Below are 23929 nucleotides of genomic sequence, written 5' to 3'. Positions count from 1 at the left end.
TGTAGTGTGTCCATTGCGGTGTATCCTTCCCACCGGCGTTCGTGCGCCGGGTCTTTGCTGATTGCTTACAGGGAAGGTACACCGCGTGCCTTTCAAACGCCCGATCCACAACTTCTACTTATACCTCCCATTTACATATAGCCGTCACAGAACTGGTGTGGAACGCTGCCTCACGAGTCTGGTTTCCATCTCTGCTATTCATGTAGCGGTATATCTATTCAAAACCTCAAAACTTGTTACAAGCGTCGGATCCGCCACGACCTCCTCAGCGGAGATTTTAGAGCCTTTTCGGGCTCCCGTAGCACCAGATATTCACCAGAGCTGCATAAAACGGTTAGAGACGAGAATGCGCTTTCTCGCGAGGAATAAAATGCAGGACGCTTGATCTACTCTGGCTATTCGGCTCCGGGTCTGCGGGATGTCGCCACGGATTTTAGCCGCTACAGGGATGACGGCTATATCATGCGCTAGGACCTTCTCGCTCCAGGCGCTCCATGCTGAGCGTGGCCGCTTCTGATGGTAGAGGTGGTGAGAAATGGTAGCCCTGCCCGTAGTCACAGCCCAGCTCCCTTAGCCGATGCCACTGCGCCTCACTCTCTACGCCTTCGCCGACCACGGCAAGCCCTAGGGCGTGGGCAAGGTCGACCATCGCGGTAACGAAGGACTCGTCCTCGGACTCTCCGGGCACACCCTCCATGAAGGAGCGGTCTATCTTTATGAAGTCCACCGGAAGCTCTTTCAAAGACCGCAGCGAGGAGTAGCCGGTACCGAAATCGTCCAAGGAAAAGCTAAGCCCAAGCTCTCTAAGCTCCCGCATCCGCGCGAACTCCGAGCCCTCGACCTTCATCAGGACCCTTTCGGTTATCTCCAGGTCTAGCGCGGCTGCCGGTAGGCCCGTACGCTCCAGGATATGCTCTACCTCATCTCCGAGGGCGGGATCGGCGAACTGCTTTGCAGAGAGGTTCACACTCATGAACTGCCCGGGCTCTTTCGGGTAACGCTCGCGCCAGATTCGGGCCTGCTCGCAGGCTCTCTCTAGCACCCACTTGCCTATAGGGACTATGAGGCCGTTCCCCTCTGCTAGAGGTATGAACACGTCCGGCGCTATAGGGCCGCGCTCCGGGTGCTCCCACCTGAGGAGCGCCTCCCAGCCCGCAACCCTGCCTGTCGAGAGGTCTACCTTATGCTGATAGTAGGTCCTAAGCTCACCGCGCTCTATGGCACGGTGCAGATCGCTCGAAAGTTCCAGGTGCTCAATGTCCTCCCGGCCCATCTGTGGCTCGAAGACAGCGTAGCTGGCCCCGCCGGAGGACTTGGCCCGGTACATCGCGGCGTCGGCCTGGCGTACTAGCTCTCCGGCGCTCACCGAGCCACTCTCGCCTCTGTCCGTAGAAGCCTCTACCGAGCTGCTCTCTGGGGCTGTCTCCTCTACATGGGAGCTTTCCGCCCAGTAGGAGTCAACGGCTACGCCTACGCTAACGGTTACGGGCACCTCGTAGCCGCTTACCCGCAGGGGCTCCTCAAATCTCTTTAGGATGCGGTCGGCGACGAGCAGGGCATCCTCCTCGCTACCGGAGCTCTCTAGCAAGACGACGAACTCGTCGCCGCCAAAGCGGGCCACCGTGTCCCCTTCTCTTACGCACTGCTGCAGCTGCTCGCCTGCGTTGACTAGCAGCCGGTCGCCGGCCTCATGGCCCAAGGAGTCATTTACCATTTTGAGATTATCCACGTCGACGAAGAGCACGGCGACGCTCTCTTTATTACGCCGTGAACGCGCCAAGGCGCTCTTGAGCTTGTCGGTCGCCAGCTCGCGACCCACAAGCCCGGTAAGGGGGTCGTGCAGGGCCTGGTGCTTTAGGCGCTCTTCAAGGGCCTTGCGCTCTGTAACGTCCCGGATCGAAGAGAGGATAAGCCTACGACCGCCGTAGTCCACCCCACCTACCAGAACCTCTACTGGGAAGGTACTCCCGTCCTTTCGACGGTTCTCTCCGTTTGACGTACCAATGACCGTCCCCGGCTCGTTTGCCACTATCCTCTGCCAGAGTGTGTCCCCACTCCTCTGCCTCTCGGTGCGCTCCTCTTCTGAGAGCAGCTTCGTCTCGTAATCAGAGACGTTCATAGAGAGCAACTCCTCACGGCTGTAGCCCAAAGAGAGCACGGCTTGTCGGTTTACATCCGTTATGTTCCCCTCACTGTCGTGGACGATCACAGCGTCAACCGACTGCTCGAACAGCTGCCGAAAGCGCCGCTCGCTCTCGGCCAGCTCAGTCTCGGTGCGCTTTCGCTCTGTAATGTCCTGGATGTGGCAGACGAAGTGACTTGGTCTTTCGCCTTCATCGAGCACCAACCGGGCCTCACAGTAGGCCCACACGAAGCCGCCACCCTTGCGCAAGTAGCGTTTTTCAAGTCCCTTTTCGCGGAACTCACCATCGAGAAGTTTCCGAGTGCGCTGTTGGCTCCGCGGTCGGTCATCCGGGTGGGTTATCTCTAGCGGAGAGCTCCCGAGTAGTTCTTGACGGTCGTAGCCGAGCATCTTGCAAAGCGCCGGGTTTACCGCGATCAGGGTGCTTTCGAGGTCGTAGACGACCACCCCCATTGGCGCATCCTCGAAGGCGCTCTTCAGGCGTGTCTCGCTCTGGATACGGGCTTGCTCGGCCTCTTTGCGGTCGGTAACATCCCTTGTGGAGACCACCACGCCCTGTACCTGTGGATCGCTAGCAAGGTTGACCCCCCGAGACTCGAACCAGCGCCACGAGTCGTCGGCGTGTCGGATACGGTACTCTACCGCTGGGCTCTCTCCGGCGGTAGCCAGGCACCCGCCAACGGCTGAAAGTAGCTTCTCGCTATCCTCAGGGTGGACGAAGCCAAACCACTTGCTCTGGCCAGGGTCATAGTCCGTACCTTCTACATCCTCTGGTCTGTAACCCAGAAGCCGGTAGATTGTAGAGGTCTCCCCGCGTATCGTGCCGTCTGGCTCTAGGACAGTAACTACCTCCGAACCATAGCGGGCGTGCACGGAGAATATGTCGGTGCCTGCCGGAACCCCTCCTTCATCCATCAAGATCCCTCTCTATTTGGCCTTACCTAATCCCCTTGCAACGGAGTTTGGGAGCGGAGTTTGCGCTAGCCCAGCCACGAACTCCGTCCGAGAAGTTACAGAGTACTCAAGTTACGACGCGCTCCAGTGAGAATACTAGATCTGCGAGACGCTGCTGGTCGAGAATACTCTTTCTCGATAGGAATAATTATCCCAGCATCGAGAAGACGAACCGGGCGTTAGGCAGGGCCAAACAGTGGACGGGGCTCGCGCCACCGGTCAGCATCCAAGGCTTACTCGTCTCCGGCTTTTTTAGAGTGCTCCTGCATCTCTTGGGCTACGAAGGCCGAAATCATCTCCCGGTAAACTCGCTCTACAACCTCGGGCTCCGCGCCGCGCTCGCTAGCCAGATTCCTAACCTTCTTAACCACCGCCTCAACGCGCTGCGGGGCCTTCACGTCTTCGGTGGTCTGTTTGAAAACAGCGGCCTGGCGAACATAATCCCCTCTTTGGGCCAACAGCCCGACTATCTCCCGGTCTATGGCGTCTATGGATTCGCGCACTTCAGCGAGGCTTTGGCATTCCCTCAAAGCTAATCCCCTCTCATTACTACCCGGCCCAGACTCACCCGGCATGGTGGTCGCTCGGCGACAGCACGTAAGATTCAATCTCGCTTTCGGGCTGGTGCGTGGCGAGTAGCGAGGTGAGATCGGCCAGCGCCGATTCGATGTCTTGGCGAACACTGTCGTGGTGTCCCTCTATGACGAACAGGGCCTCGGTAGTGTCCGGGCCGGTGACGCTACCCGCACTTTGACGCCAACACCACCGGCGGGCGCACACACCGCCGTCGGCATCGGCGAAGATTACCTCGCCGGTATCTGGCTGGACCGTCTCGGTCGAGCCCAGGTCTGTAAAGCCCTCGTCTCCAGTTGCGAACTTGACCGTGATAGGTGCTGCTACCTTCCCCATGTCGAACACGGCGACGGGCATTGCGTAACGGATAGAGACGAGGTTGCCGATGTCCACGAGGGCGTTGATGGTCGGTATGTCGCCGTGCTTTGAGAGCCTGCGCAAAAGCGCCTCGGCGGCGTTGCGGTACTGGGTCGGCTTTGCGCCGAAGTCGCTGAAAACCCTGCGCCAGGCGGCTATCTGCGCTAGCTCGGCTATGGATACACTGTCGAGCCTCCCGGCGACAGCTCTTTGCTCCGCCCGGTACTCATCCAGAAGTTTCGGTGAAGACTCTCCACCCTGGAGCCCTGTAGCGTGGAGAACTCCTGCGTGAACCTCCGGGTATCGCCCGGCGACCGTTGCATCGTAGGCGAACATTACAGAGCCTCCTTTTCTTGACGTACGTCTTGGTGCGCTAGGAGATTATCTGATTACCGCTCCGTTAGGGCGAGCCTAGCGGCGAAGGCGACCAACAGCGCCCCGAGAGACCTCTGGAACCACTTCCGTAAGGTAGCGGAGCCGAGAAGCAGGTCTCGGACGGCGGCGCTCGCGCTAGCGTAGCCTAAGAACACGACGAAGGTCACGGCCATGAAAGCCGCGCCGAGCCCGACTAGCCTCGGGTCCAGAAGCGATGGAGCGCTACCCAAGAACTGCGGCAAAAAGGCGAAGAAGAACAGGGTCAGCTTCGGGTTAAGGAGGTTCAGCAAGATCCCGCGCCGGATCACCAACCCTACCGGGTTACGGTTAGAGGAACTGTTCTCGTCCGTGTCGAACTCCAGCGAGCCTCCCGCTAGGATCATGGAAACGCCTAGGTAGACGAGATAGGCCACCCCGGCCCACCGCACCACCTCGAAGACCACCGAGCCGGCCTGCATGAGTGCGGAGAGCCCGAGCATCGCGGCCATTATGTGGGGGACTATGCCAAGGGTACAGCCGACGGTAGCGAATAGACCACTACGCCAGCCCCCACCTATCGCGCTAGAGATCGTGTAGACCACGCCCGTTCCTGGAACGAGAGCAACGATGAGCGAGGTAAGAACGAACTCGACGGACATGCCGGTCAAGCTAGCCACGATAGAGTAGTTTGTCAACGTTGGGACATGCTTCTTGCGAGCTAGTGCCGAGAACCTGGATTCTCATAACGGATCGAGGGCGCGGAGGTGGCGAGGTGGCCTACTGGGAGGTTATCTACCCTGTACCTATACTGAGGTTCTTGCTCAACCCCGGGTTGCTCCTAAGCCGTCCCTCATCCACCAACTGATTGACTGCAGTGGAGAGTTGGCGCTTGCCCTGAGCATCTTCCATACTTAGCTCGCGGGCCAGGTCGTTCTCTGTGAAGGCTCGTATGCCGCCCTCTTCCGCAACCCCGGGCGCGGCCTCCATGATACGCTCCTTCAGGTCTTCCCAGGTTCCGTACCCTTCCATCTCTAAGCTCCTTCCCTAGCCCCACACATAAGGATAAATCAGATGGAGGCAGAGGGGTTGCTACTGTCCGTTTTAGTGTTGGACTGGGCTACGCGAGTGTTCGAGAATCACGCTTCTCGACAGGGATAATTTTCGGTAAGGTTGTACGAATGGAGATGGTCACAAGTGCGGCGACGAGGCGTGTCTGGAGTACCCCCGACGCGGTGCTCCTATTCGCCACGGGCCTACTATCGGAGTTCGCCCATAACAAGGCGGTGGATTGGTTATGGGTTTCACGATCCGCACACAAAGACCTACTGGAGCGTTCACTGGATACAGCCGCCTTTCTACAAGACGTTTTCACGTGCCACCCGAGCGCGGCCATGGCTAAGGTAGACAGGATCAATCGTGTACACGCTGAGGCGCAGCGAGTTAGAGGTGAAGCGATCCCTCATTGGGCTTATAGGGATTTCATATATTTGTTCATTGATTATGGTGAGCGGGTCCATGAGATCGTGTATGGACGGATGTCCGAGAAGGATCGCGTAGAGCACTGTCGGTCGATGCTTGAGTTAGGATCGGCTATGGAGATAGCCGACCTGCCCTCCACTTATGAGGAGTATAGAGTCCAACGCCATAAACAGTTGCTTGCGAATTACTCACGAAGCGCTCTTACGGATCGGCTGCTCAAAGAGATAGGCAGCATAGTGGGTCCATGGCGGTATCAAGTGCTTCTCACGGTCCAATCCGGGTTGCTACCCGAGGAGTTAGCATCCTTTATGACTCGCAAGCCAAATCGCTCCGTTTACGAGCTGCTGAAGCTTTATAGATATTTACCCGCTTCTAAGAAGAACAACGGCTGGTTGACTTACCTATTGCTGCCGGATGAGGTTGCCGAACGAGTCGTGCGGCGTTTATCGATTTTGTAGCATTTGATATATATACTTGGTGGCTACCTCAACGCCATTCTCCGACCTCAAATCGCGCCCTAGCGTTTGCGCACGAACCTTGATCTTCCAGTCGTTGGTAGCTTGCTCTATGGCTTCTGCTAACCGGCTAGCAGACATTTTCGCCCTGGGCAGTGTAGCCACTCCTGCTTCCAGGTGAGCGACTCTTCGCGCCCAGAATAATTGATCCGCGTAGAAGGGCATTACAATCGTGGGATTCCCGGACCTCAAAGACGCCCCCGTGGTGCCCGCGCCGCCGTGGTGGATCACCGCTTCGGCCTTCGAGAATATCCAGTCGTGAGGAGCTTCCGGGATCGAGTAAACGTCCTCGGGGAACTCGGCATTCGAGAGCCCGCTCCAACCCGTTAGCACGACTCCGCGCCTCCGCGCTCGGCGCAGCGCTCCGACGAGCAAGTCCCTCAGTTCTTGAGGATCTTCCCCCGCGATGCTGCCGAAGCCGATGACCACCGGGGCCGGCCCGCACTCCAGGAATTCAACGAGATCACCTGGAGGCGTCCAACCAGCTCCATCCGGCAAGGTCCAGTATCCGGTGATCGGGAGGTTGTCGCCCCAATCGGGGGGATGCGGTAAGACGCGAGGGCTCCAGCCGTTGAGTATCAGCTCGCCCGACTCGTTCAGCTCCTTTAGATGACTTAGACGTGGTAGAGGCGAGCTTCCGTCGACTCCAGAGAGCGCGCGGTTCGCCGGAGCCCGTATAAAGCTCCACAGTAGTTGTTGAGAAAAGGTATATGTAAGACGGTTGTAGACGCGCCAACGCGCCTTGCCGGGCGCCCATACCTGGCGGCCGGGTACCGGCAAGAAGGCGCTGGGGAAAGAGCTAGTCCGGTTGAGAAAAGGCTGACACGCGGCGCCTACGCTGGAGATTCCTTTGTCTTGTGCTATCGCGCGGCCTAGAAATCCCACCGGAGAGTAGACCACCGCGTCCGCTCCTTCGCACGCCTTGGAGTAAGTGTGGAGGAGATCGTCCATTATCGGGCTCAACTCTTTTCTGCTCGCCCGGCCAGCGGCGAGGAGGTTCGTGCTACGGCCTCCTAGCACCCGGCTAATGGCTCCCCAAGGATCCAGGGGTATGGGACTGAACTTTAGACCGTGGCCGACCACGAGATCCTCGAACATCGCGGGCGCGGCTATGCGAACTTCCGCGCCCTCTGCCCGTAGTCTCGTGCCCAGCGCGACATAGGGTTGTAGGTCGCCTCTCGACCCGGCGACGGTAAAGGTGATCTTCATGTGACTAAGGCTGGGTGAGAGGCAGTCTAGCGCCGCCGCGAGCTGTCATCGGAATCTTGGGTTAGATCCGCACCGAATAATTTTAGCTCCTTAAGCATTACGCTCTGGGTGTCTGCTCTCGACATGCCGCGCGTCTTGTACTTGACCAGTGCGTAGTAGATCAAGCCCGCTGGTACGCCTAGTACGAATCCTAGAGCTTCATCCCCGAGATCTTTTGCTTTATCCACGATCCTCCCCGAAGACATCAATCAAGCCGCCGTAATACCGAGTCCAGGTTGACGCTGTCCCAGCCGTGGTCACTTTGGCCGCCCTGCAGCTCTCCCGTGTCCAGCATCTCCTCTACCTCTGTCTCCGGTATCTGGAGTAGTGTTGCCGCTTCCCCGACACTACAGAGGGTCCACGCGGGTACGCTGGCTCGCAGGTCGCGCGGGCGAATATTGAGCTGCCCCAGAGTCCAGTCGTCGGCGGTGGGTCGGACATACTCCCAGTTCACCAGCAAACGAGCTGGCCTACTGTCATCGGAGTCGTACTTTTCATCATGTAGCTTATCTTCTACGTCTTCACCTCGTGCCCATTCCTCGTATACTTTCTCCCACCACCACATGGGCCTGAACCAGAGGTCATAAGGCACGCCCATAGCACGCGTTATAAGCCTGATCTTATGTTCAATGGCCTCCCAAAGATTCGATATAGTCCCGTGTTGGGCGATACCCGCGATAATGTCCGTTCTACCTTCCTTCATGGCTAACCAATAGCTAGGATGTATCTCACGATTCGTAGCCTCTTCGATTTCCTGTGCCGTCCATTGGCCGCCGTCAGGATGTGGGTATAGCTGCGAGAGTATTTCTAGTTTTTTGGCGAGGGAGGTTTGCGTTCTGCCCTTGTTGGGCCGGGGTGGGTCCTGTTCCTGACGCTGTATGGCATTCTGAGTTGCCCGGTTGCGCTGCCACTTGCGGAAATCTCCAGGCGGGTTTCCCGGAGGCATCGCAGGCGTGTAGGCCCTCTTCTTACGTCTCCGATTTATTAGGTCGCGTAATCTCAAGTTGCTTCCTTATACCATCGGTTCGCAAAGTTCGAGATCCCCGCCAACTAGCCTACTCCCGAAGGTAGCTCATTTTGGTACTCGCTGTCCATGTAAGACGGCGGCGGGATGGTCTGACCGTAGGACACCTTCCACTCTCCCTGCCCGGACTCGGGCTTCGCAAGTGTGAGAGTCTGCTGCTTGCCCACGGCTCCGCTGCCGTCGGACTCCTCGGATACCCACACCGCCTCTCCCGTTACCTTCGTATAGACCGCGCCAGATTCCTCGTCCTCCACGCTCTCGGCGGAGGAGGGGTCGAACAGGACGAACTCCCTGGAGAACGTCGTGTCGTCGAGCGTGTCCACGGGTGCTACTTGCCGGCCGCCCTGCTCGGCCATCCCTTCCCCATTCTCGACGTAACCCGCGGCGGGAGATTCGGAGAAGCACTCCTCCACCGTGAGTTCCTCCACGCTGCTCTCGTAGGCCGCGGGGTCCGTGCCGGGATCTCCGTAGGCGGTCAAGATGTACCGCTCCGCCGCCTTCTCCATACTCTCTCTTTGCTCGGATGGTATGCCGGCGTCCTCCGTAGGAGCGAAGTTGTCGCAAACGAAAGACAGGTCATCGGGAGGCGTCGTCCGCTCCGGCTCGTGTGCGCTCTCCCCGGCGTCCCCTGTGCTTTCAGTGCTCTCGGTGCTTTCAGTAGTAACGAAGTCCGAGGCGTCGTCGGATGAGTAGACCTCTGAACCATCCGGGGAAGATCCGTCGGCGGCGGACGAGGAAGGATCTGCTTCTTGTCCGGGGCCTTGTTCAGCACCCTCGGTACCCTGCGAAGTGGCCGCGACCAGGACGACGCCCAGCAGGCCCAGGGCCGCGACCATTACCAGGGTGGCTATCCTACCCCGCCTGTTCTCGCTCGGGCTATAGCTCCGGTTCAACGTAGCCTCCGGCGTCGTCCTTGGGGGTGCCCATGCGCTCGCGGCCACGCTTTCCATTACTGGATGGATCGTCGCCGACCTCGTCCGCTTCTGAAGCTTCTGAAGTTACTACGCCCTCCCTCGCTTTTGATGGGTCTTCCCCGGTATTACCGCCGTCACCAGACTCATCACCAGCGCCATTATCCCCGGCGGTCTTGTAATCTGCCCTGACGAGCTCCGGCGATTCCAGCGGCTCGGGTTCCGCCGACGGATATTCGTCCACCAGCTCCTGTCCGTCCTCGAAGAACTCGAACCATTTCAGCCTCTGCGCTAGGATCGGCGGCTTGTTCCCAGTGAACACGATGATGTCCTCGTGAGACATCTGCCTGACCTCGTCGGGCGTTATGAGCTCTCTCTTGGTCTGCCCTATGCTCTCGCTGCCGCCGCCTCCGGTGTTCTTTCTCAGGTCCTCGATGCTCTTCTGCCCCGCCATCCTCGAGATGTGCAGGGCCGTGTCGTGGTCCTGGGGCCGGTAGTAGAGCTGGGTGTGGCAGCCACTTCTGATGGTCTGCGCAGCCTCGCGGCCGTAGGCGCTCTCTAGCTGGGCTAGGTCCTGGATGTAAATCATCGCGGCCATGCCACGGCCCGCGATGGTCGAGATCATGTCGGATAACCTCGGTATCGGAGTCCTCCCGGCCTCGTCGAGGGCGAAGAGCATCGGTACCGCGCCCGACACGCCGTCCGGGTCGCGGTCGCCGTGCCTTATGAGGCCGCTCGTGAGGGCGAGCAGGGTGATCTGGAAGATCTTCTCCGTGTACTCGAGCTCCGTCTCCGAGAACATCAGGTACAGCGTGGCCGGGCTCTTCACGAGGTCCGCCGCCCGGAAGTCGCTGCCCCCGGTCATCTTGAGTATTCCTGGACTGAACACGGCGTCGAGCTGTGAGGTGATCGTGCCCCACGCGCTCGAAAGGAACCTGTCGTTCCTGTAGTCGCGGGGCTCCATCTCCTCCGGCGGACCTCCGAGGAAGTCCACCAGGCTCCGGCGTATCTCCGGGTCTCCGAGCTCAAGGAGCCGCTCGACGTACACTCTAGGCCCCTCCGCGGTGATCTCCCGCAAGTAGGCGAGCGACGGCGCTCCTTCGATCCTGGCTCCCACGAGCCCCGCGTACACGGCGGACGAGGCGCGCCGGGCGAATACGGGGTCTCGCGCCTTGTCGGTCTCCAGTATCAGATGCACCGCCCGCTTGGTCGCCTCCTCGCTGTAGGAGAGCTCGGCGAAGGGGTCGTAGCGGTCGCCGCGGCCTTCGGGGTCGAGCACCAGTATCCGGTTCTCGCCTCCCGGCAGGTTCGCCCTGATCCCGGCCGTCTTCCGGTACAACTCGCCCTTCACGTCGACGGCGACCGCCGAGCCGCCCCAGCTAAGGAGGTTCGTGGTCAGGTGCAGGCTCTTCCCGCTGCGGCTGGGACCGCACACCAGGAAGTGACCTATCTCCCTACGGCCGTCCTGGCCGGGCCTCACGACTAGCGGCTCCCGAGTCTCTCCGTGGGTGCCGAGTATGACGCCGTCTGAGAGGTTCTCAGGCCCGCGTTTCTCCCCCGAGGCCTCGGTCCCTGTCAGATCCGATACCTCCTCCCGGGCCGCCCAGTGCGCGTGATAGTGAGGCTGGTCTGGTTTCGGACGGCGCAGGTGCCAGATAAACGCCACTATCCCGACCAGAGGCAGCGATCCACCCACAAAGAGAGACAAGAGAAGCCCGGAGCTGGAGCCGGCGACGGCGCCGAGCCCCATCACCGCCAGCGGGCCGAACGACACCAGCCCGATCACGACTGCGGCTTTACCGGCGGTCCCAAGGCTCCAGAGCAGCCCGATCAGAAGGCCCGCCGCGAGTCCTAGCGGGATCGCCGCAGGATCTATCAGCCCGGCTATCGCGGCCCCGCTGGCCGGGGCTACCACGCCCGACGCGCCGCCCGTGGTGTCCATCCACCACCTTAGCCACCACTCGACGGGGGTTCGTCCGCCGGCTCCATTCGCCGTACCCGGTCCGCCCGGTCCGCGAGCCCGCCCCGTACCGGGGCTGTCAGGGCTCGGGCTGCGCTTCAGGGGATGGGTCCTCGTGCTCAAGCGCCATCAACTCCCTCCGGTCGATCTCCGGCTCACGCTTTTCATGGCCTTCGTCCTCGCCATCTTCCAAATCTTCTTTGATCTCGCTTTCCATCGGATCCTTTATCCCCATCAGCTCGTCGCTCTCCGACTTGAGCTGGTCCATCCAGTCCTGTATCTCCATCTCCCGCGCGTCCTCCTCCGCCCGGTCCCGCTCCGGGTCGGGCTCCCTCTCACCTCCGGGCACGAGCGCCGCGATCCGTGCCCCCGCGTACTCCGCGTCGGAGGCCAGATCCTTGATCTCCTCGCCTGCGCCTTCGGCCGCGCCGATCACGCCGTGAGTGCTCATGTCGGACGCCAGGTTCTTCGCCTCCGCTCCCGCCTCCTCGGCGAGATCCCTCGCCTCCTCGCCGACCTTTTCGAGCCAGCTTTTGTTGGCTTCGGCGAAGATCTCGGCGCCCTCCGTGCCGATCTCGCGCATCTCCGCGAGGTCCCCCCGGTCGAGCTTCTCGTCGGTGAAGGCGATGACGTGGGCGTGGGGATGGTCGGTTTGGTCGTCGTGGACGAACCCGACCCACTCTCCCCCGGCCTCTTCAACGGGCTCCATCACGTCCCTGGCCCACTCCCTCACGTCCGCGGCGTCCATCTCCTCCTCGCCGGGGCTGAGGATTATCCGGTAGACGTAGTCGCCCTCGCCCTGCTCGATCCTGGAGTAGACCTCGTTCTTGTCGAGCTCCTCCGTCTCGACGTCAAAGCCGGGCCGGTACTCGCGTTCTCCATCCGAGTCGGGCCGGTGCGCGTAGTAGTCGGCGCTCGCCCCGGCCGCCGCCCTCCCTCCCGCGCTCATGGCTACGTAGTTGACCTTCACGATAGCCGGGCTCACTAGTGCTCACCGCCCTCAGGTCTGCCCTCTTCAGCGTCCTCCGACCCTTCTCGTTCCCGGCGTATCATACTCTCCGATCTGGCGTCTTCCGACCCCAGATCGTCCCCGGCCCGCTCGCCGAGGATCTCCCGCAGACCCTCAGCCGGTCTCTTCAAGCTCTCGACGCTCTGTACCCACGAGCGGCGGTTGATCTCGCGCGCCTGCTCCTGGCCGAACTCCTTCACGAGGATCTGGTACAGTGCCCTCCGGTCGGCCGCGCTCTCGAGCGCCGACCTCGCCATCAGGTGAGAGAGTCTGTCGCTCATCCTCCCGACCTCCCGCCGGACCGTCGCCCTGACCGCCGGCAGCAAAAGCTCCGTGCCGACGCCCTCCGCCGCCTCGTCCCTGACGGCCTCCTGCAGGGTCTGGGCGACCACCTCGCTCATCGAGATCTCGTGCTGGGCGGCCCTGGCTCTTAGTACCCCGGCTGTACGCTCATCCACCCAGCTAGTAACCTTCTTCTTAGCCACTTTCCCCCTAGCGCTCCCATACCCTGACAGTCGCTGCAATCAGCGCTTATTCATTATGTATTAGTAAAGCTACTATAGTCAACCAAGCGCTCTCACGAGCGACAACGCTTATCCTGCCATACGTTGGTGACGAAAGAAGAGGCCGCCGAGAAGCTCCCTCCACGCTGCTTTCGTGGTCTCCAAGAAGGCTCCCGGTGGAAACGCGCTAACCTCGTCTACATTTGCCGGGGATCGAAGCACTAACAGACTTGGCCCGATTTGTGGCCGCCGGTCGCGTGGGCGATGTGCACGAAGAGCGCGAGTCCACGCGGGCAAGGCCCCGCCGTGACGTGGCTCCTATAGACCGGGTTCCGTGGTCTTCGAGGAGGCCCCCGGCTGAACCCTGTATGAGACTCTACCTGTGTCGAGCCGGGTTGGCAGGAAAGCCTCCCCGGAAGAACCGGGCCGCCGCTCGCTCGAAGAGCGGGCAAGGCCCCGCCGTCGTGTAGCTCTTGTCGGAGAGCCCGGTATCTCCCGCGCCGAATCAACGAGCGGTGCGGACCCGGTATCTCCGAGCCCGCCCCACATCGCCTCTCTGCTACCGTCGTTTCCGGCCTCGGCTGCTACCGCCACCGCGCTCCAGGTATAGACCGAAGATCAGCAGGGGAGTACCCGCCACCAGGATCAACGTCTGCTCGTAGGGTATACCCACCGCCTCGGCCAGTGAGTCGGTCACGGCCTCGACCACCGCCAGCGCCACCAGCGCCGCCGTTAGCCACAGCAGCATCCTCACGCACATATCCATCAGCTTCTCCACGACTCTCAAGATCTCCTTCTCCCTTCAGTATGTCTCGCTCTTCCCCGAGTTCCACGAGCAGACGACGCGATCAGAGATCGCGCCGCCACTCGCGGCTACTGGTTTCAATACTCGCTCGGCAAGAGCAGGCAAGTGCTCGACCTGTCCGCCTCCGTGATGATCCAGACTCGCTCGTCCCCTACCGGGTAACTGCTAAGGATGCGGAATCCGCGCTCGACGCTAAGGCGGTCCTCCCTCACGTCTTCGGGCGGGGCCTCGCCCCAATCGCCGGACTGGTGACGCGCCAAGAGCTGCGCCGGGTCCGCGCTGGTCTGCCCCAGTACCTCCAGCGCGCCGGGCGTAGCCACCACGCGCCCCAGGGGAAAGAGGGCGGCGCTCATGCCGCCCTCTCCGTCTCGTCCGCTTCGGCTATCTCGAAGTAACCTTTGACCTTCTCGACCGCTACTCCGATTTCAAGGGCGGCCTCCCTCATCTCCTGGTCGCGCCCTTTGAGGCTCTCCAGGGCCTCCTCGACGGCGCACAGCCTCTCAAGCGGGTCGCCTTCGGTCCTTGAGAGATACTTCTCGACCGGGTCCGTAAGCTCGGAGGTCAAAGAGCGGCGGTCCCACAGACAGAGGTCGCGGTAACGGTCCACGCTCACGCCGGAGGCTTTCGCCGCCTCCTCTTCGGTGGCCTCGCGCCCGAGGCAGTTCTCAAGGCTGCTTACGGCGCGCCACGAGCGCAAGACCTCGCGCCTGGCGTGCTCCTTTAGGAAGTCCGCGCGCCTGACCTCAAGACTGATCGCCCAGGATACCCGGGTGCTCGCAAAAGAGGCAAAGGGCTGCTCGCCGCTCGGGTCACAGTTAAGCAGCGCTTCCCAGAGCCCCCTGAGTCCCGCAGCATGGAGGTCGTCGAAGCCCAGCACTCGCAAGCCGGAGGGCATCCGGTTTCGCCACCGCCTGACCGCGGCTCCCACTAGCCCCGCGTAGTGCTCGACCAGCTTTTCTGCCAGCCTCATCGCCTCTTCCGCGTCGCACGGGTCGTTGGAGTCCCGGAGCGTGGCGAACCTAGCCAGCCTCTCCTCGTCCGTCTCCGTCCTCTTCGCCCTCGACGCAGCGACCGTGAACCTGGGGGCCATCACGCCGCCCCCAGGTTCACCAGCGCGATCCTCGCCACGCTGCCGCCGCCCATGAGCTCCGGGTGGCACTCCATGCAGTACATGGGCTGATCCTTGCCCCGGCGATTCCTAAGACCCCCAAGAGCCTTGCCGCCCTCGCTCGGCTTTCCCGACGGCTCGCCGCACCCGGCGCAGCGGCTGCGGTTCCTCCAGCCGGAGCCGTCGCAGCGGCGGCAATTCTCGCCTTCGCATCGGAAGCACTCGGCCTGCTCCGGGTTTTGTGGGCCGTGACCCTGAGCTACACTGTCCTCGATCACGTTGGTGCTCCCTTCGTGGTCCTGGCCCTTGGGGATTTGAGTCTTGGTAGGACTCCCCTTGGGCCTCTTTTATGACTACCCGTAGTATACTCTATTTCTAGGACAAATCAAGGCCAAAAGAGGCCAAATATATAATTTTTTTATGTTATTTCACGTGAAATACTGTGACACGTGGTATACTCGTAGCTGATGCAGAGTTAAGCTACAAACATTACTAAGAGGTGCTGGATGGATCAGCGGACGGGCAACAGGAGAACGCGAGGACGCGGAATCATGCTCCCGAATCTCAAGCAGACCCGTGAGCGCAAGGGGCTCTCGCTACGGGAGCTTCAGGAGCAAAGCGGAGTGTACCGCTCCACGATTAACGGGCTGGAAAACCTCGACCACGGCGCCCAGGGACGGATCGTAAGGAAGTTGGCTGACGCCCTGGGTGTGGAGACCGACGAGCTGGTCGGCTGATCCTCTGCTGATCCGCCGGTCTTAACCCGGTAGGGAAGAGCGGATCGCAACGCCCTCCTATCAGGCTTGTTTACTGCGGTAATACTGACACAGTAAACAACGGCTAACCGCTAGCACCGTTGTTGATGAAGCGTGGTCCCCTGAGTACTCGTACCGGTCCTTTCCCGGAAGAATGGCACTGACATCGTCGTTACCCACCGGGCTACGTAGCCGCTCAAAGCTCCTCGACACATCGTGGTGAGCTGACGCGGCTGGCTCGATACCCGGAGATGGGCGGTGTTCTCCCTCCCCGGCCTTGCCCCCTGCGCGCGCTCCGGGTCGAGGATCCGATCCGTGCTCGGGCTCCTTATTTTTCGTCTTGGACCGCGAGTAGCAACGGAGCGAAAACATACGCTAACGTGCAAGCACTGTAGGTATATTGCGGTAGCAAGGTAATCCGGGTATTAGCCTACGGTAGGCGGTCAGGGTTCGGAGGGCAACTCGAAATCGTCTATCTCCGAAGGATCACGCAGGGGCCTGAGCTCGCCTTCGGCCACCGCCTGGTCTAGTCGGAAATGGTAGCGGCCCGTGAAGTGTATGTGAGAGTTCATTAGCGGGGAGATGCGCGCCAGGTCTTCCTCTCGCACATCTTCACCTTCTTGCCGAAGGTGGTCGACCGCCCTATCCAGATACAGCGTGTTCCAGAGTGCAATCGCGTTAAGGACGAGCCCGAGAGAGGAGAGCTGATCCTCCTGGCCTTCGCGGTATCGCTTTCTTACCCGGCCCCGGTCGCCATGAAAGATCTCTCTAGCGAGCTCGTGGCGCTTTTCGTGGCGGTTAAGCTGGACCAGTACACGTCTGCGGTAAGCCTCGTCATCTACGTATGAGAGCAGGAAGAGGGTCTTTGCTATCCGGCCGATCTCGGCTATGGCCTTCGAGAGCTCGGACTGCTTTGCGCCAGAGTGAAGTGCGCGGGTCAGGTCCGAGGCCTTTACCGTGCCGAGCTTTAGGGAGCCGGCCACTCTGAGTATGTCCTCCCAGTTATCCCGGATGAGGTTGGTCTTGATGGGATTGCCGCGTGAGAGGCCGTCGAGTGGACCGTAACCACCGTAGTCGCCGCGAGGCTGCATATGCCGCATGTGCCAGAATCTGGCTTCTCCGGCGTCCGCGATGCGGGGGCTGAACTGGTAGCCGAGCAGGTGGAACAGGCCGAAGATCAAGTCCGAATAGCCAGCAGTGTCGGAAGTTATCTCGGTAGGCTTGAGGCTCGTCTCGTGTTCGAGGAGACCGTCCAGTACGAAGAGCGAGTCGCGCAGGGTGCCCGGCACAACGATGCCGTGGAAGCCGGTGGAGCGGTCGGAGACGTAGTTGAGGTAGGTGATACCCCTGCCAGTTCCGAAGTAGCGGGGGTTCGGGCCGGCGTTAACCGTCCGTATGGGGACGACGAAGCGCAGACCGTCCACCGAGGCGACCTCTCCGGCGCCCCAGGCGGAGACTAGCGGTATCTTTTTCTGGGCATCTACGAGCCGGGCGTTGGCTCTGGCGAGCGTCTCGTTGCGAAGGTAGTTCTGCTTGATCCAGGATAGCCGGCCCCTCGTCAGCGCTATATCTCCCGAATCAACGAGAGACTCAAGCTCTACATTACAGGCCTCGGCGAGTAGTACGGCGCATACGCTCTTTTGTAGGTCTCTAACCCTAGAGCCACCCTCGGAGACGTGGTCGAACTCCTCGGCGAAGCCGGTCCTCTGCCCGACTTCCAGCATGAGATCGGGCAGGTCCAAGACGGGTACGGTAGCGCCGAGAGATTTGCGGAGCCGCTTTAGGGACTCCGGCTCTTCGAGCTTGTCGAGGTTCGAGATGTCCAGGGCGTCGGCGTCGCCGGCAGCCTTCGCGGGATCTATGCTCACTGCGGCGTTCCCCGGCAAATTCTCGGCTGTCCGGCGGTGTGCTTCGTCGAGATTCCCGGCCTTCTCACTCAGGTATGCCTCCGGCCCAGAAGAGAGGCCGAGGGCATGCAGGACCCCGGGTCGAGCCGCCTGCCACTCATCCCCGGAGAGTAGCTTTGCTCGCGGATCCGACCACCGCTCGCTCGGCTCCACAAACACCTCTCGGCCACGCATCGCCTCGTGCAGCGCCTCCAGGGTGCCCAGGGCGTACGCCTTGCGGTCTACCCGGCCGTCCGCCCTAACACCATCGCCGTTGGCAGCGATGGCATTGGCAGCGGCGCCGTCGCCGAACTCCCTAACAGACTCCCCAAAGGCCAGTCGGCGCCAACCCTTTCCAACCACAGAGAGCGGAGGGTCTGGTAGCAAACGCGAGTGCGAGCTCCAGTCAATCTCTTTTAGATAATCGTAGGCCTCGAGCACGGGACCCGCGGCATCGGTGCCCCCGAACTCGATGGTGGAGAGCAAACGGGGCAAAAAGGTCCGCGCGGTCTTCCACCGGGAGAGCAGCTCTCTCTGGTGATCCTCCTCCGGCAGACGCGCCACTTCGGCAACCTTCTCAAGAGCTCGTCGGAGTTTGTCCTCGCCGGACCAGAGGATGACCGTATCTCTGGCCTCTCCCAGACTGTGCTCTCTGGAAAGCGAAGGGTCGAAGAACACCTCGAAGGCCTCCTTGAGCGTCAGCGCCGCCGCGTCGAGATCCTTGATCGTGCGCAGGCGCTCCTTGTTCTTCTTACCCTTTGACTGAGAGATCATCTCGGCGGTCAGGGCGTAGAGGACATCCAGAGCGTCGTCCTGGGCGGTGGCTTCGAGCCTTCTGGCAAACGCGAGTAGCGTTGCAACCCTGCGCTCGTAGGGCATACGCTCTATAGCCTGTGCCCTCACGGAGGCGGCTGTCCGGGCGAGCACCTTTAGCCTACCCTCTGGTATTCCCGCGAGGTCGAGCGCCCCAGCCCCGAGAGAGCGCACCTCCTCCAGGCGGTCCAGCGCGCCTACGAGACCTTTGGCGCTTACGCTGGTAGGCGGACGACGCAGCCGCTCCAGCCTCGTCTGGCGCCCGTCAGCCTCGACGACGAGCAGTCCCGAAAGGCCCGCTCTCTGTCTGGCATCCGGTAGGTGTGCGAGCCTCGCGTGCAGGCGAGTCGTCGCCTTTTCGCGGACTCGCGAGACAAGGCGCTCAAGGGTGGTAGGACCTGGTAGCAGAACCTTCCTCTCAAATAGCCAGGCGGTAGCCAGGTCGAAGAGTAAGCTCGGACTCTCGGCCGACACCCAGGCGCGGTTGTAGAGGTAGCGCGTCAGTCGAAAGAGCTCGGGCTGGGAGCCGTACGGTGCGTAGCCCTTGACGTGACGGATCTCGGCGGCGTGATCGCGGTGAGTCGGTTCGCGCTCAAGGTACCGGGGTAGCACGGAGATCGGGTCCTCGATTCCGAGCTGCGCCGCGACGTAGCATACTGCACCGTCGGGCGTATCTGTGGGATCGGAGAGAAAACTACCGAGAAAGCGAACCGTGGCGAGCTGTAGGGCGAAGCCCAAGCGGTGGTGGTTACCTCTGCGGAGGGCGATCAGCCGCCGGTCTTCGTCATCCAGATGGAAGAAACGGGCCAGTTGCTCTGGCGAGAGCTCGCCGGTGTAGCGGCCGTAGGAGCGCCTTTGTTCTTTAGTAAGAAAACCTACAGGCATCAGGCTATCCGATAGGCCAGCGTGACTACCTAGAGCGTTCGCCAACAAGGTCTGTATAGACAAAGACGTGTCGGCGTTCCATCTGGCGCCTCCGTCCGCTCCTGTATCTTCGTTGTGTGTCCTCCCCGGATCATCCACCTCCCTTGCTCTTGCCGCTGCCTTCTCGAAGTCGGGTAGCGGCCACCAAAGCTACTAGCGCCACGGCGCCCAAAGCCAAAAAGCCGTCGGAGAATGGGGCGGCGCCCTGCGTGTACATGGGGTTGATGGCATCCAATCCAGCCTCCTGGCGGGCGGCGAGTAAAGCTCCGATGAGCGCCGGCCCGGTTCCCGATCCCAGGAAGAAGGCACCCGAGAAGATGCCCAGTCCTCCTCCGATCTCTTCCTCAGGAAGCGCGTTGGCGGCGGCGTTGTTAGCCGGAGACTGGACGAGGGCGAAGCCCGAACCCACGCCTACCACCCCTGCGGCGATGAGTACAGGCGACGCCCCAGCGAATGTTGAAACGAACAGGGCGGAGAGTCCCATAAGCGCAAGGCCCGCCACGAGGGGCAGTCTCGCGCCGGTACGGTCGGAGAGCCGTCCGGTAAAAGGGGAGAGCACCGCTAGGGCCACGGCCCCGGGAGTGAGCGCGATCCCGGCGGCCCCCGCTGAGAGACCATTCACCTCTACAAGGAGCATCGGTACGAAGAAGAGTACCGAGAGATTGACCAAGCTGGCTAAGAATCCAACGATGAGAGCAGCTACGTACGCCCGGTTCCGGAATAGGGAAGCTGACACGAAAGGCTCTGACACCGCATTTATACGCCTGACGAAACCCACCAGGGCTACAACCGCCCCGAGAAAGCTGCCCCAGGAGGAGAACGAGGCGAAGCCTTCGCCCTGCCCCTGGGTGATACCGAAGAGGAATAGCCCAGCGCCCAGGCCGAGCAGCACACCACCCAAGAGGTCGAAGCCACGCCGCTCATCCTCTGAGGCTCCGCCCGGCAGCACACGCAGGGCGAATGGCACCAGGAGCAGCATCAAAACGAGCGTGCCCAAGAAGAGGGGACGCCAACCAGCGAACTGCCCGACGATCCCGCCCACTACCGGTCCAGCCGCGGAGCCCACGCCCACGCTGGAGGCCACGACTCCCAGGGCGGCGCCTCGCTCACCGGGTGGGAGTACCTTCGCTACAGAGACGGTGGCGAGGGCTGGTACCGCCGCACCTCCGATACCCTGCAAGATTCGTCCCGCGACCAGCACAGACAGGCTCGGAGCGAGGGCGCAGACGAGGCCGCCGGCGGCGAACCCTAGTAGCCCCAAGGCGAAAACGCGCCTGACCCCGAAAAAGTCCGAGACTCGTCCGTAGAGCGGTACGCCTATTGCGTAGGCGAGGGCGTAACCGGTGATGATCCATCCCACCCCGGCGGCGGAGGCGCCAAACTCTTCTCTCATAAGAGGTATTACGACGTTGACGACGTTGCCCGTGAGCACCGTGACGAACACGGCCAAGGCGACCACCACCAGGAACGGTCGGGCCGATACGGGAGGCTTCTCGTCGAGGGCCTCATTCCCCGCGGCGGCAGTGGACCGTTCGTCTTTCGCGTCGGAGTCGCTCGCCCTCCTCATCTTAAGCCTCTTGCTTTGTGGTGTTCTGCGCTTCGAGGAACTCGATCTCCTCTGGAGTGCTCTCCCTGCCAAGGATTTCGTTGCGGTGCGGGAATCGGCCAAAGCGCTCTATGGTCCTCAGGTGCCAGTCTCCGGGTCCACTACCATTTGAACCGTGCTCCACGGCCTCGAATAGCTCCGTAGCTTTATGCTGATCGGCAAGATTCTCGCTGTGGAGGAAAGGCATGTACAGAAACCACCTCTGGAATGCTGGCAACTGCTTATCGCAGCTCTTACTCAGGGCGGAATCGGCGACAGAGCGCGCCTTTTCGTCGGTCTCGTACATGCCGGGCGAGTTACGGAACACGTTGCGCGGAAATTGATCGAGGAGTATGACAAGCGCCAGAGCGCCCCTGGGCTCGTGTTGCCAGCGATCCAGCTTTCCTTCCCGGGCCTCTACGTAGGTCGCCAAAAAGCGATCCCGGATCTCCCGGTCGAAATCCGGCTCGGCGGAGAACCAAGCCTTGCGGAACTCTCCATAGCCGGGGTCTCCCTCCTGACCGAACCAGAACCCGAGAATCTCTTCGATCCGTTCCTCGGTACCGGCAGCTTCTTTCCGGCCCGCTTTGAGCGTGTGGGTCCACCAGGAGAGCTCTTCGAGCATAGCCCGCGCCTTGCGATTTAGAGAGTCAAAATCCCGGAGCTCCTTGCCTTCTCTGGAGACGCCCATGTACGGTTCCATGCCTATATGCACGGCGGTCCTGGTCGGGGCCATCTGAAGCTCGATGCAGACTAGGCGCAGCTGTTCTACGGCTCGGACGCCACCGACTCCCCCGTAGCCTACAAACGCCGCGGGCTTGTTGTGGACCTCGGAGCCGAGATGGTCTATGGCGTTCTTCAGTACGCCCGAAATGGAGTGATTGTACTCGGCCGTGACGAAGACGTACCCGTCGAACCGAGCCATCTCCATGGTCCAACGTGAACCGGGGTCAGAATGTCCGTAGTCCCCTGCACCGGTAGACTTCGGCTCCCCAAGAAAGGAAAGTGGATACTCTCTCAAGTCGACGATCTCGAAGTCGAGATCGGTCTGGCCGGAGGCAACGTCCAGTATCCACTGCGCCGGCGTCTCTCCGAACCGGCCCTCGCGGGTGGTGCCGATGACTATGCCTATCCTGGGCCTGTACACGATTACTCCCCCTCCGGAGCCGTTTGCCTTGGGCTTTGTTTCTCGGCACGGGCCTTTGCGCGGTCGTAATTCATGCGGAAGAGCTCGATCACGGCTCCCACATCGCCCGGGCCGTCCAGCCGGTGTCTTACCCAGCCCGACTCCGGCAGCGGTGGGTGTACGGAGGCCCTGCCCTGCTCTATGAGCTCGTCTCGAACCTTCTTCGGGAACGGCAAATCGGCGAAACTGTTCCCGTGCAGATGCCCGAGCTCAACCTTGCCGTAAGTGAGCGCCCGTCCGCCCCTACTGGTCTCTCCTGTACTCACCCCCGGCCAGTCCGCAACCTCTTGCTCTACCGTTGCCCCTGATCCTTCACCCATCACGTCTCTCCTCTCGTTTTAAAGGCCTCTCGAGCTGCTCGAGAGGCTCTCCTGTATGGCTACGAAGGAGAGCTTAATTCTTCAACTACACTTGAAGTCAAGGGTATTTTTTGTTCTAATACGAAAATTATGGATAGGGACACGAATAAAGCTGTGGATGGTACTGTTGACGTTACGAAGCCTCTAACCGTTGGGGAGCTTGCGGAACGCACGGGGGTTGCCACATCTGCGTTGCGTTTTTACGAGGAGCGTGGGCTACTACACCCGGAGCGCAGCGACTCCGGCCACCGTCGCTACCCGCGCTACCTGGCCCGGCGCGTGGCGTTTATCGTGTTCGCTCAGAGGGTCGGGCTTACCCTTGAAGAGATCCGGGCCGAACTCGACAAGCTGCCCACGGACCGGGTGCCGGGAAGCAAAGACTGGGCTCGGCTTACGAAAACCTGGAGCGCCAGGATCGACGAGCGCATAGAGGAGCTAAAGCGTTTGAAGGTCGGGCTGACCGGCTGCATCGGGTGCGGGTGTTTGTCGCTTGAGAGTTGTCAGATCCTAAACCCCGACGACCGTGTAGCCACTCACGGGGCGGGGCCGAGATACTGGCTTGGGGATGAGCGGCCGACGGATTAGTACCCTTCCTGAGCAGCGTGCTACGCCGTCGGGTAGTTACTATCGGATGAGGCTAACGAACCGAGGGTGATAAGCGTTGGGAGGGCAGACGGTACTTCCCACAGCACGGTAGGGGATAGAGACACGGTATAGAGTACGCCCTGAACTGTTGCGTACCGTTTGAACTCTACTTCTTCTGGTACGCTTCCGGCAGACCGAGAAACCGATTAAAACGTTGTTACAAGCACGCTTTGTTCAGAGGGTTTATTTGGTACACGAAAATGGGGGTCGGAAGAGGAGTCGTAGGGTGGCGATCTACTGCAGAGTGTCCACCTCCGATCAAGATAACGATAGGCAGGAACGAGATCTCTTGGAGTACGCCGAGCGGGCTGACTTCGAGGTGGTCGAGGTTTTCAAGGAGACCCTCTCAGGAATCCGGAAGGCGAAGGGCAAGCAGCCAATCGAGCGCAGTAGGGTGATGGAGCTTGCCCAGGCCCGGAAGATAGACGCGGTGCTGGTTACGGAGATGACCCGGTGGGGGCGCTCTACCCAGGATCTAATGGACACACTGGGTCAGCTCGCCTCGTGGGATGTATCGCTGGTCGCGCAGACCGGGCTGACCTTCGATCTCACTACGCCACAGGGTAAGCTCGTCGCCAACCTGATGGCGTCCCTGGCGGAGTTCGAGCACGACCTGCTGCGCGAGAGGGTGCGGTCGGGGGTAGCTGCCGCGAAGGCCCGGGGTCAGACCTTCGGGCGGAGACCAGGCTACCGCCCGTCGGACAAGCAAGCGCCGGAGGTGATTCGTTTAGCGGAGGAGGAGAAGCTCTCCCAGCGTAAGATAGCCGAGAAGCTCGGGCTCTCGAAGACTACCGTCAACGAGATCTTGAAGAGGGATACTGCGGGAGTGTAGG

At 61.1% G+C, this 23929-nt stretch carries 23 protein-coding genes; 4 read left to right on the top strand and 19 right to left on the bottom strand.

Annotated features, from left to right (window positions below; translation table 11 throughout):
* Positions 1 to 460: 460 nt before the first annotated feature.
* The 5 genes from ABD53_RS14925 to ABD53_RS14905 form a co-directional block, all read right to left on the bottom strand.
* Positions 461 to 3058: a sensor domain-containing protein gene (locus tag ABD53_RS14925; protein ID WP_053058145.1), complete on the bottom strand. Its 2598-nt coding sequence runs from the start codon at positions 3056 to 3058 to the stop codon at positions 461 to 463.
* A 272-nt stretch (positions 3059 to 3330) separates the two neighbouring features.
* Entirely contained in the window at positions 3331 to 3672 is a 342-nt protein-coding gene (locus ABD53_RS14920; RefSeq protein WP_047866623.1) for a chorismate mutase, read from the bottom strand.
* A complete protein-coding gene (locus tag ABD53_RS14915) occupies positions 3662 to 4363 on the bottom strand; it encodes a B3/B4 domain-containing protein (RefSeq protein WP_047866622.1) in 702 nt (233 codons plus the stop codon). Before ABD53_RS14915 ends, ABD53_RS14920 begins: the two co-directional genes overlap by 11 nt.
* Positions 4364 to 4416: 53 nt before the next feature.
* Complete coding sequence (locus ABD53_RS14910) at positions 4417 to 5076, bottom strand: LysE family translocator (protein WP_053058144.1); 660 nt, start codon at positions 5074 to 5076, stop codon at positions 4417 to 4419.
* Positions 5077 to 5173: 97 nt separating this feature from the next.
* Positions 5174 to 5410 (bottom strand): hypothetical protein, encoded by a 237-nt coding sequence (locus ABD53_RS14905; RefSeq protein WP_047866621.1) that lies wholly within the window; start codon positions 5408 to 5410, stop codon positions 5174 to 5176.
* 149 nt (positions 5411 to 5559) lie between these two features.
* On the opposite strand from ABD53_RS14905, the gene ABD53_RS14900 reads away from it, so the two are divergent.
* Complete coding sequence (locus tag ABD53_RS14900; protein ID WP_047866620.1) at positions 5560 to 6318, top strand: oxygenase MpaB family protein; 759 nt, start codon at positions 5560 to 5562, stop codon at positions 6316 to 6318.
* Here ABD53_RS14900 and ABD53_RS18050 read toward each other — a convergent pair.
* The 10 genes from ABD53_RS18050 to ABD53_RS14845 all read right to left on the bottom strand — a co-directional run bounded on the left by ABD53_RS18050 (position 6304) and on the right by ABD53_RS14845 (position 15221).
* Positions 6304 to 7584: a glycosyltransferase gene (locus ABD53_RS18050; protein ID WP_047866619.1), complete on the bottom strand. Its 1281-nt coding sequence runs from the start codon at positions 7582 to 7584 to the stop codon at positions 6304 to 6306. The two genes, ABD53_RS14900 and ABD53_RS18050, sit on opposite strands and share 15 nt — an antisense overlap.
* Before the next feature lie 244 nt (positions 7585 to 7828).
* Entirely contained in the window at positions 7829 to 8626 is a 798-nt protein-coding gene (locus tag ABD53_RS17355) for a hypothetical protein (RefSeq protein ID WP_160309713.1), read from the bottom strand.
* 47 nt (positions 8627 to 8673) lie between these two features.
* On the bottom strand, positions 8674 to 9540 hold the full coding sequence (locus tag ABD53_RS14880) for a hypothetical protein (RefSeq protein WP_047866616.1): 867 nt from the start codon (positions 9538 to 9540) through the stop codon (positions 8674 to 8676).
* On the bottom strand, positions 9524 to 11641 hold the full coding sequence (locus ABD53_RS14875; protein WP_152670805.1) for a type IV secretory system conjugative DNA transfer family protein: 2118 nt from the start codon (positions 11639 to 11641) through the stop codon (positions 9524 to 9526). Before ABD53_RS14875 ends, ABD53_RS14880 begins: the two co-directional genes overlap by 17 nt.
* Complete coding sequence (locus ABD53_RS14870) at positions 11598 to 12503, bottom strand: relaxase/mobilization nuclease domain-containing protein (protein ID WP_047866614.1); 906 nt, start codon at positions 12501 to 12503, stop codon at positions 11598 to 11600. Before ABD53_RS14870 ends, ABD53_RS14875 begins: the two co-directional genes overlap by 44 nt.
* Positions 12503 to 13012, bottom strand: a complete 510-nt coding sequence (locus tag ABD53_RS14865; protein ID WP_047866613.1) for a hypothetical protein — start codon at positions 13010 to 13012, stop codon at positions 12503 to 12505. The genes ABD53_RS14870 and ABD53_RS14865 overlap by 1 nt, the downstream gene beginning before the upstream one ends.
* Before the next feature lie 577 nt (positions 13013 to 13589).
* Positions 13590 to 13817, bottom strand: coding sequence for a hypothetical protein (locus tag ABD53_RS14860; protein WP_152670804.1), 228 nt, complete (start codon positions 13815 to 13817; stop codon positions 13590 to 13592).
* 95 nt (positions 13818 to 13912) lie between these two features.
* Positions 13913 to 14188 (bottom strand): hypothetical protein, encoded by a 276-nt coding sequence (locus tag ABD53_RS14855; protein ID WP_047866611.1) that lies wholly within the window; start codon positions 14186 to 14188, stop codon positions 13913 to 13915.
* A complete protein-coding gene (locus tag ABD53_RS14850) occupies positions 14185 to 14925 on the bottom strand; it encodes a sigma-70 family RNA polymerase sigma factor (RefSeq protein WP_047866610.1) in 741 nt (246 codons plus the stop codon). The genes ABD53_RS14855 and ABD53_RS14850 overlap by 4 nt, the downstream gene beginning before the upstream one ends.
* Positions 14925 to 15221: a hypothetical protein gene (locus tag ABD53_RS14845; RefSeq protein WP_047866609.1), complete on the bottom strand. Its 297-nt coding sequence runs from the start codon at positions 15219 to 15221 to the stop codon at positions 14925 to 14927. The genes ABD53_RS14850 and ABD53_RS14845 overlap by 1 nt, the downstream gene beginning before the upstream one ends.
* A gap of 273 nt (positions 15222 to 15494) precedes the next feature.
* Between ABD53_RS14845 and ABD53_RS14840 the strand changes: the two genes are divergently transcribed.
* Positions 15495 to 15680, top strand: a complete 186-nt coding sequence (locus ABD53_RS14840; RefSeq protein ID WP_047866608.1) for a helix-turn-helix domain-containing protein — start codon at positions 15495 to 15497, stop codon at positions 15678 to 15680.
* A 461-nt stretch (positions 15681 to 16141) separates the two neighbouring features.
* On the opposite strand, the gene ABD53_RS14835 is transcribed toward ABD53_RS14840, so the two are convergent.
* From ABD53_RS14835 to ABD53_RS14815, 4 genes are all read right to left on the bottom strand, one after another.
* Entirely contained in the window at positions 16142 to 19282 is a 3141-nt protein-coding gene (locus tag ABD53_RS14835) for a Tn3 family transposase (protein WP_047866607.1), read from the bottom strand.
* Positions 19283 to 19412: 130 nt separating this feature from the next.
* On the bottom strand, positions 19413 to 20888 hold the full coding sequence (locus ABD53_RS14830; protein ID WP_084709741.1) for an MFS transporter: 1476 nt from the start codon (positions 20886 to 20888) through the stop codon (positions 19413 to 19415).
* A 1-nt stretch (position 20889) separates the two neighbouring features.
* The gene (locus ABD53_RS17550; RefSeq protein WP_200900415.1) at positions 20890 to 22053 is read right to left on the bottom strand and encodes a DUF924 family protein; all 1164 of its coding nucleotides are present in this window, start codon (positions 22051 to 22053) and stop codon (positions 20890 to 20892) included.
* 2 nt (positions 22054 to 22055) lie between these two features.
* The gene (locus ABD53_RS14815) at positions 22056 to 22412 is read right to left on the bottom strand and encodes a luciferase domain-containing protein (protein ID WP_047866606.1); all 357 of its coding nucleotides are present in this window, start codon (positions 22410 to 22412) and stop codon (positions 22056 to 22058) included.
* A 129-nt stretch (positions 22413 to 22541) separates the two neighbouring features.
* On the opposite strand from ABD53_RS14815, the gene soxR reads away from it, so the two are divergent.
* Together soxR and ABD53_RS14805 are read left to right on the top strand one after the other, a co-directional pair.
* Complete coding sequence (gene soxR, locus ABD53_RS14810; protein WP_047866605.1) at positions 22542 to 23036, top strand: redox-sensitive transcriptional activator SoxR; 495 nt, start codon at positions 22542 to 22544, stop codon at positions 23034 to 23036.
* Between the two features lie 286 nt (positions 23037 to 23322).
* Positions 23323 to 23928, top strand: coding sequence for a recombinase family protein (locus ABD53_RS14805; RefSeq protein WP_047866604.1), 606 nt, complete (start codon positions 23323 to 23325; stop codon positions 23926 to 23928).
* The last annotated feature ends 1 nt before the right edge of the window (position 23929 follow it).

This window comes from Rubrobacter aplysinae (assembly GCF_001029505.1).
GTDB lineage: Bacteria > Actinomycetota > Rubrobacteria > Rubrobacterales > Rubrobacteraceae > Rubrobacter_A > Rubrobacter_A aplysinae.
Note: the sequence above shows the minus strand (reverse complement) of the source record. Positions and strands in the feature narration are given on the sequence as shown.

Excerpts from the sequence above, each read along its gene's own strand:
- ABD53_RS14925 (WP_053058145.1), bottom strand. The coding sequence starts at position 3,058 with ATGGATGAAGGAGGGGTTCCGGCAGGCACCGACATATTCTCCGTGCAC.
- ABD53_RS14920 (WP_047866623.1), bottom strand. The coding sequence starts at position 3,672 with ATGCCGGGTGAGTCTGGGCCGGGTAGTAATGAGAGGGGATTAGCTTTG.
- ABD53_RS14915 (WP_047866622.1), bottom strand. The coding sequence starts at position 4,363 with ATGTTCGCCTACGATGCAACGGTCGCCGGGCGATACCCGGAGGTTCAC.
- ABD53_RS14905 (WP_047866621.1), bottom strand. The coding sequence starts at position 5,410 with ATGGAAGGGTACGGAACCTGGGAAGACCTGAAGGAGCGTATCATGGAG.
- ABD53_RS14900 (WP_047866620.1), top strand. The coding sequence starts at position 5,560 with ATGGAGATGGTCACAAGTGCGGCGACGAGGCGTGTCTGGAGTACCCCC.
- ABD53_RS18050 (WP_047866619.1), bottom strand. The coding sequence starts at position 7,584 with ATGAAGATCACCTTTACCGTCGCCGGGTCGAGAGGCGACCTACAACCC.
- ABD53_RS14855 (WP_047866611.1), bottom strand. The coding sequence starts at position 14,188 with ATGAGCGCCGCCCTCTTTCCCCTGGGGCGCGTGGTGGCTACGCCCGGC.
- ABD53_RS14850 (WP_047866610.1), bottom strand. The coding sequence starts at position 14,925 with ATGGCCCCCAGGTTCACGGTCGCTGCGTCGAGGGCGAAGAGGACGGAG.
- ABD53_RS14840 (WP_047866608.1), top strand. The coding sequence starts at position 15,495 with ATGCTCCCGAATCTCAAGCAGACCCGTGAGCGCAAGGGGCTCTCGCTA.
- ABD53_RS14835 (WP_047866607.1), bottom strand. The coding sequence starts at position 19,282 with ATGCCTGTAGGTTTTCTTACTAAAGAACAAAGGCGCTCCTACGGCCGC.
- ABD53_RS14830 (WP_084709741.1), bottom strand. The coding sequence starts at position 20,888 with ATGAGGAGGGCGAGCGACTCCGACGCGAAAGACGAACGGTCCACTGCC.
- ABD53_RS14815 (WP_047866606.1), bottom strand. The coding sequence starts at position 22,412 with ATGGGTGAAGGATCAGGGGCAACGGTAGAGCAAGAGGTTGCGGACTGG.
- soxR (WP_047866605.1), top strand. The coding sequence starts at position 22,542 with ATGGATAGGGACACGAATAAAGCTGTGGATGGTACTGTTGACGTTACG.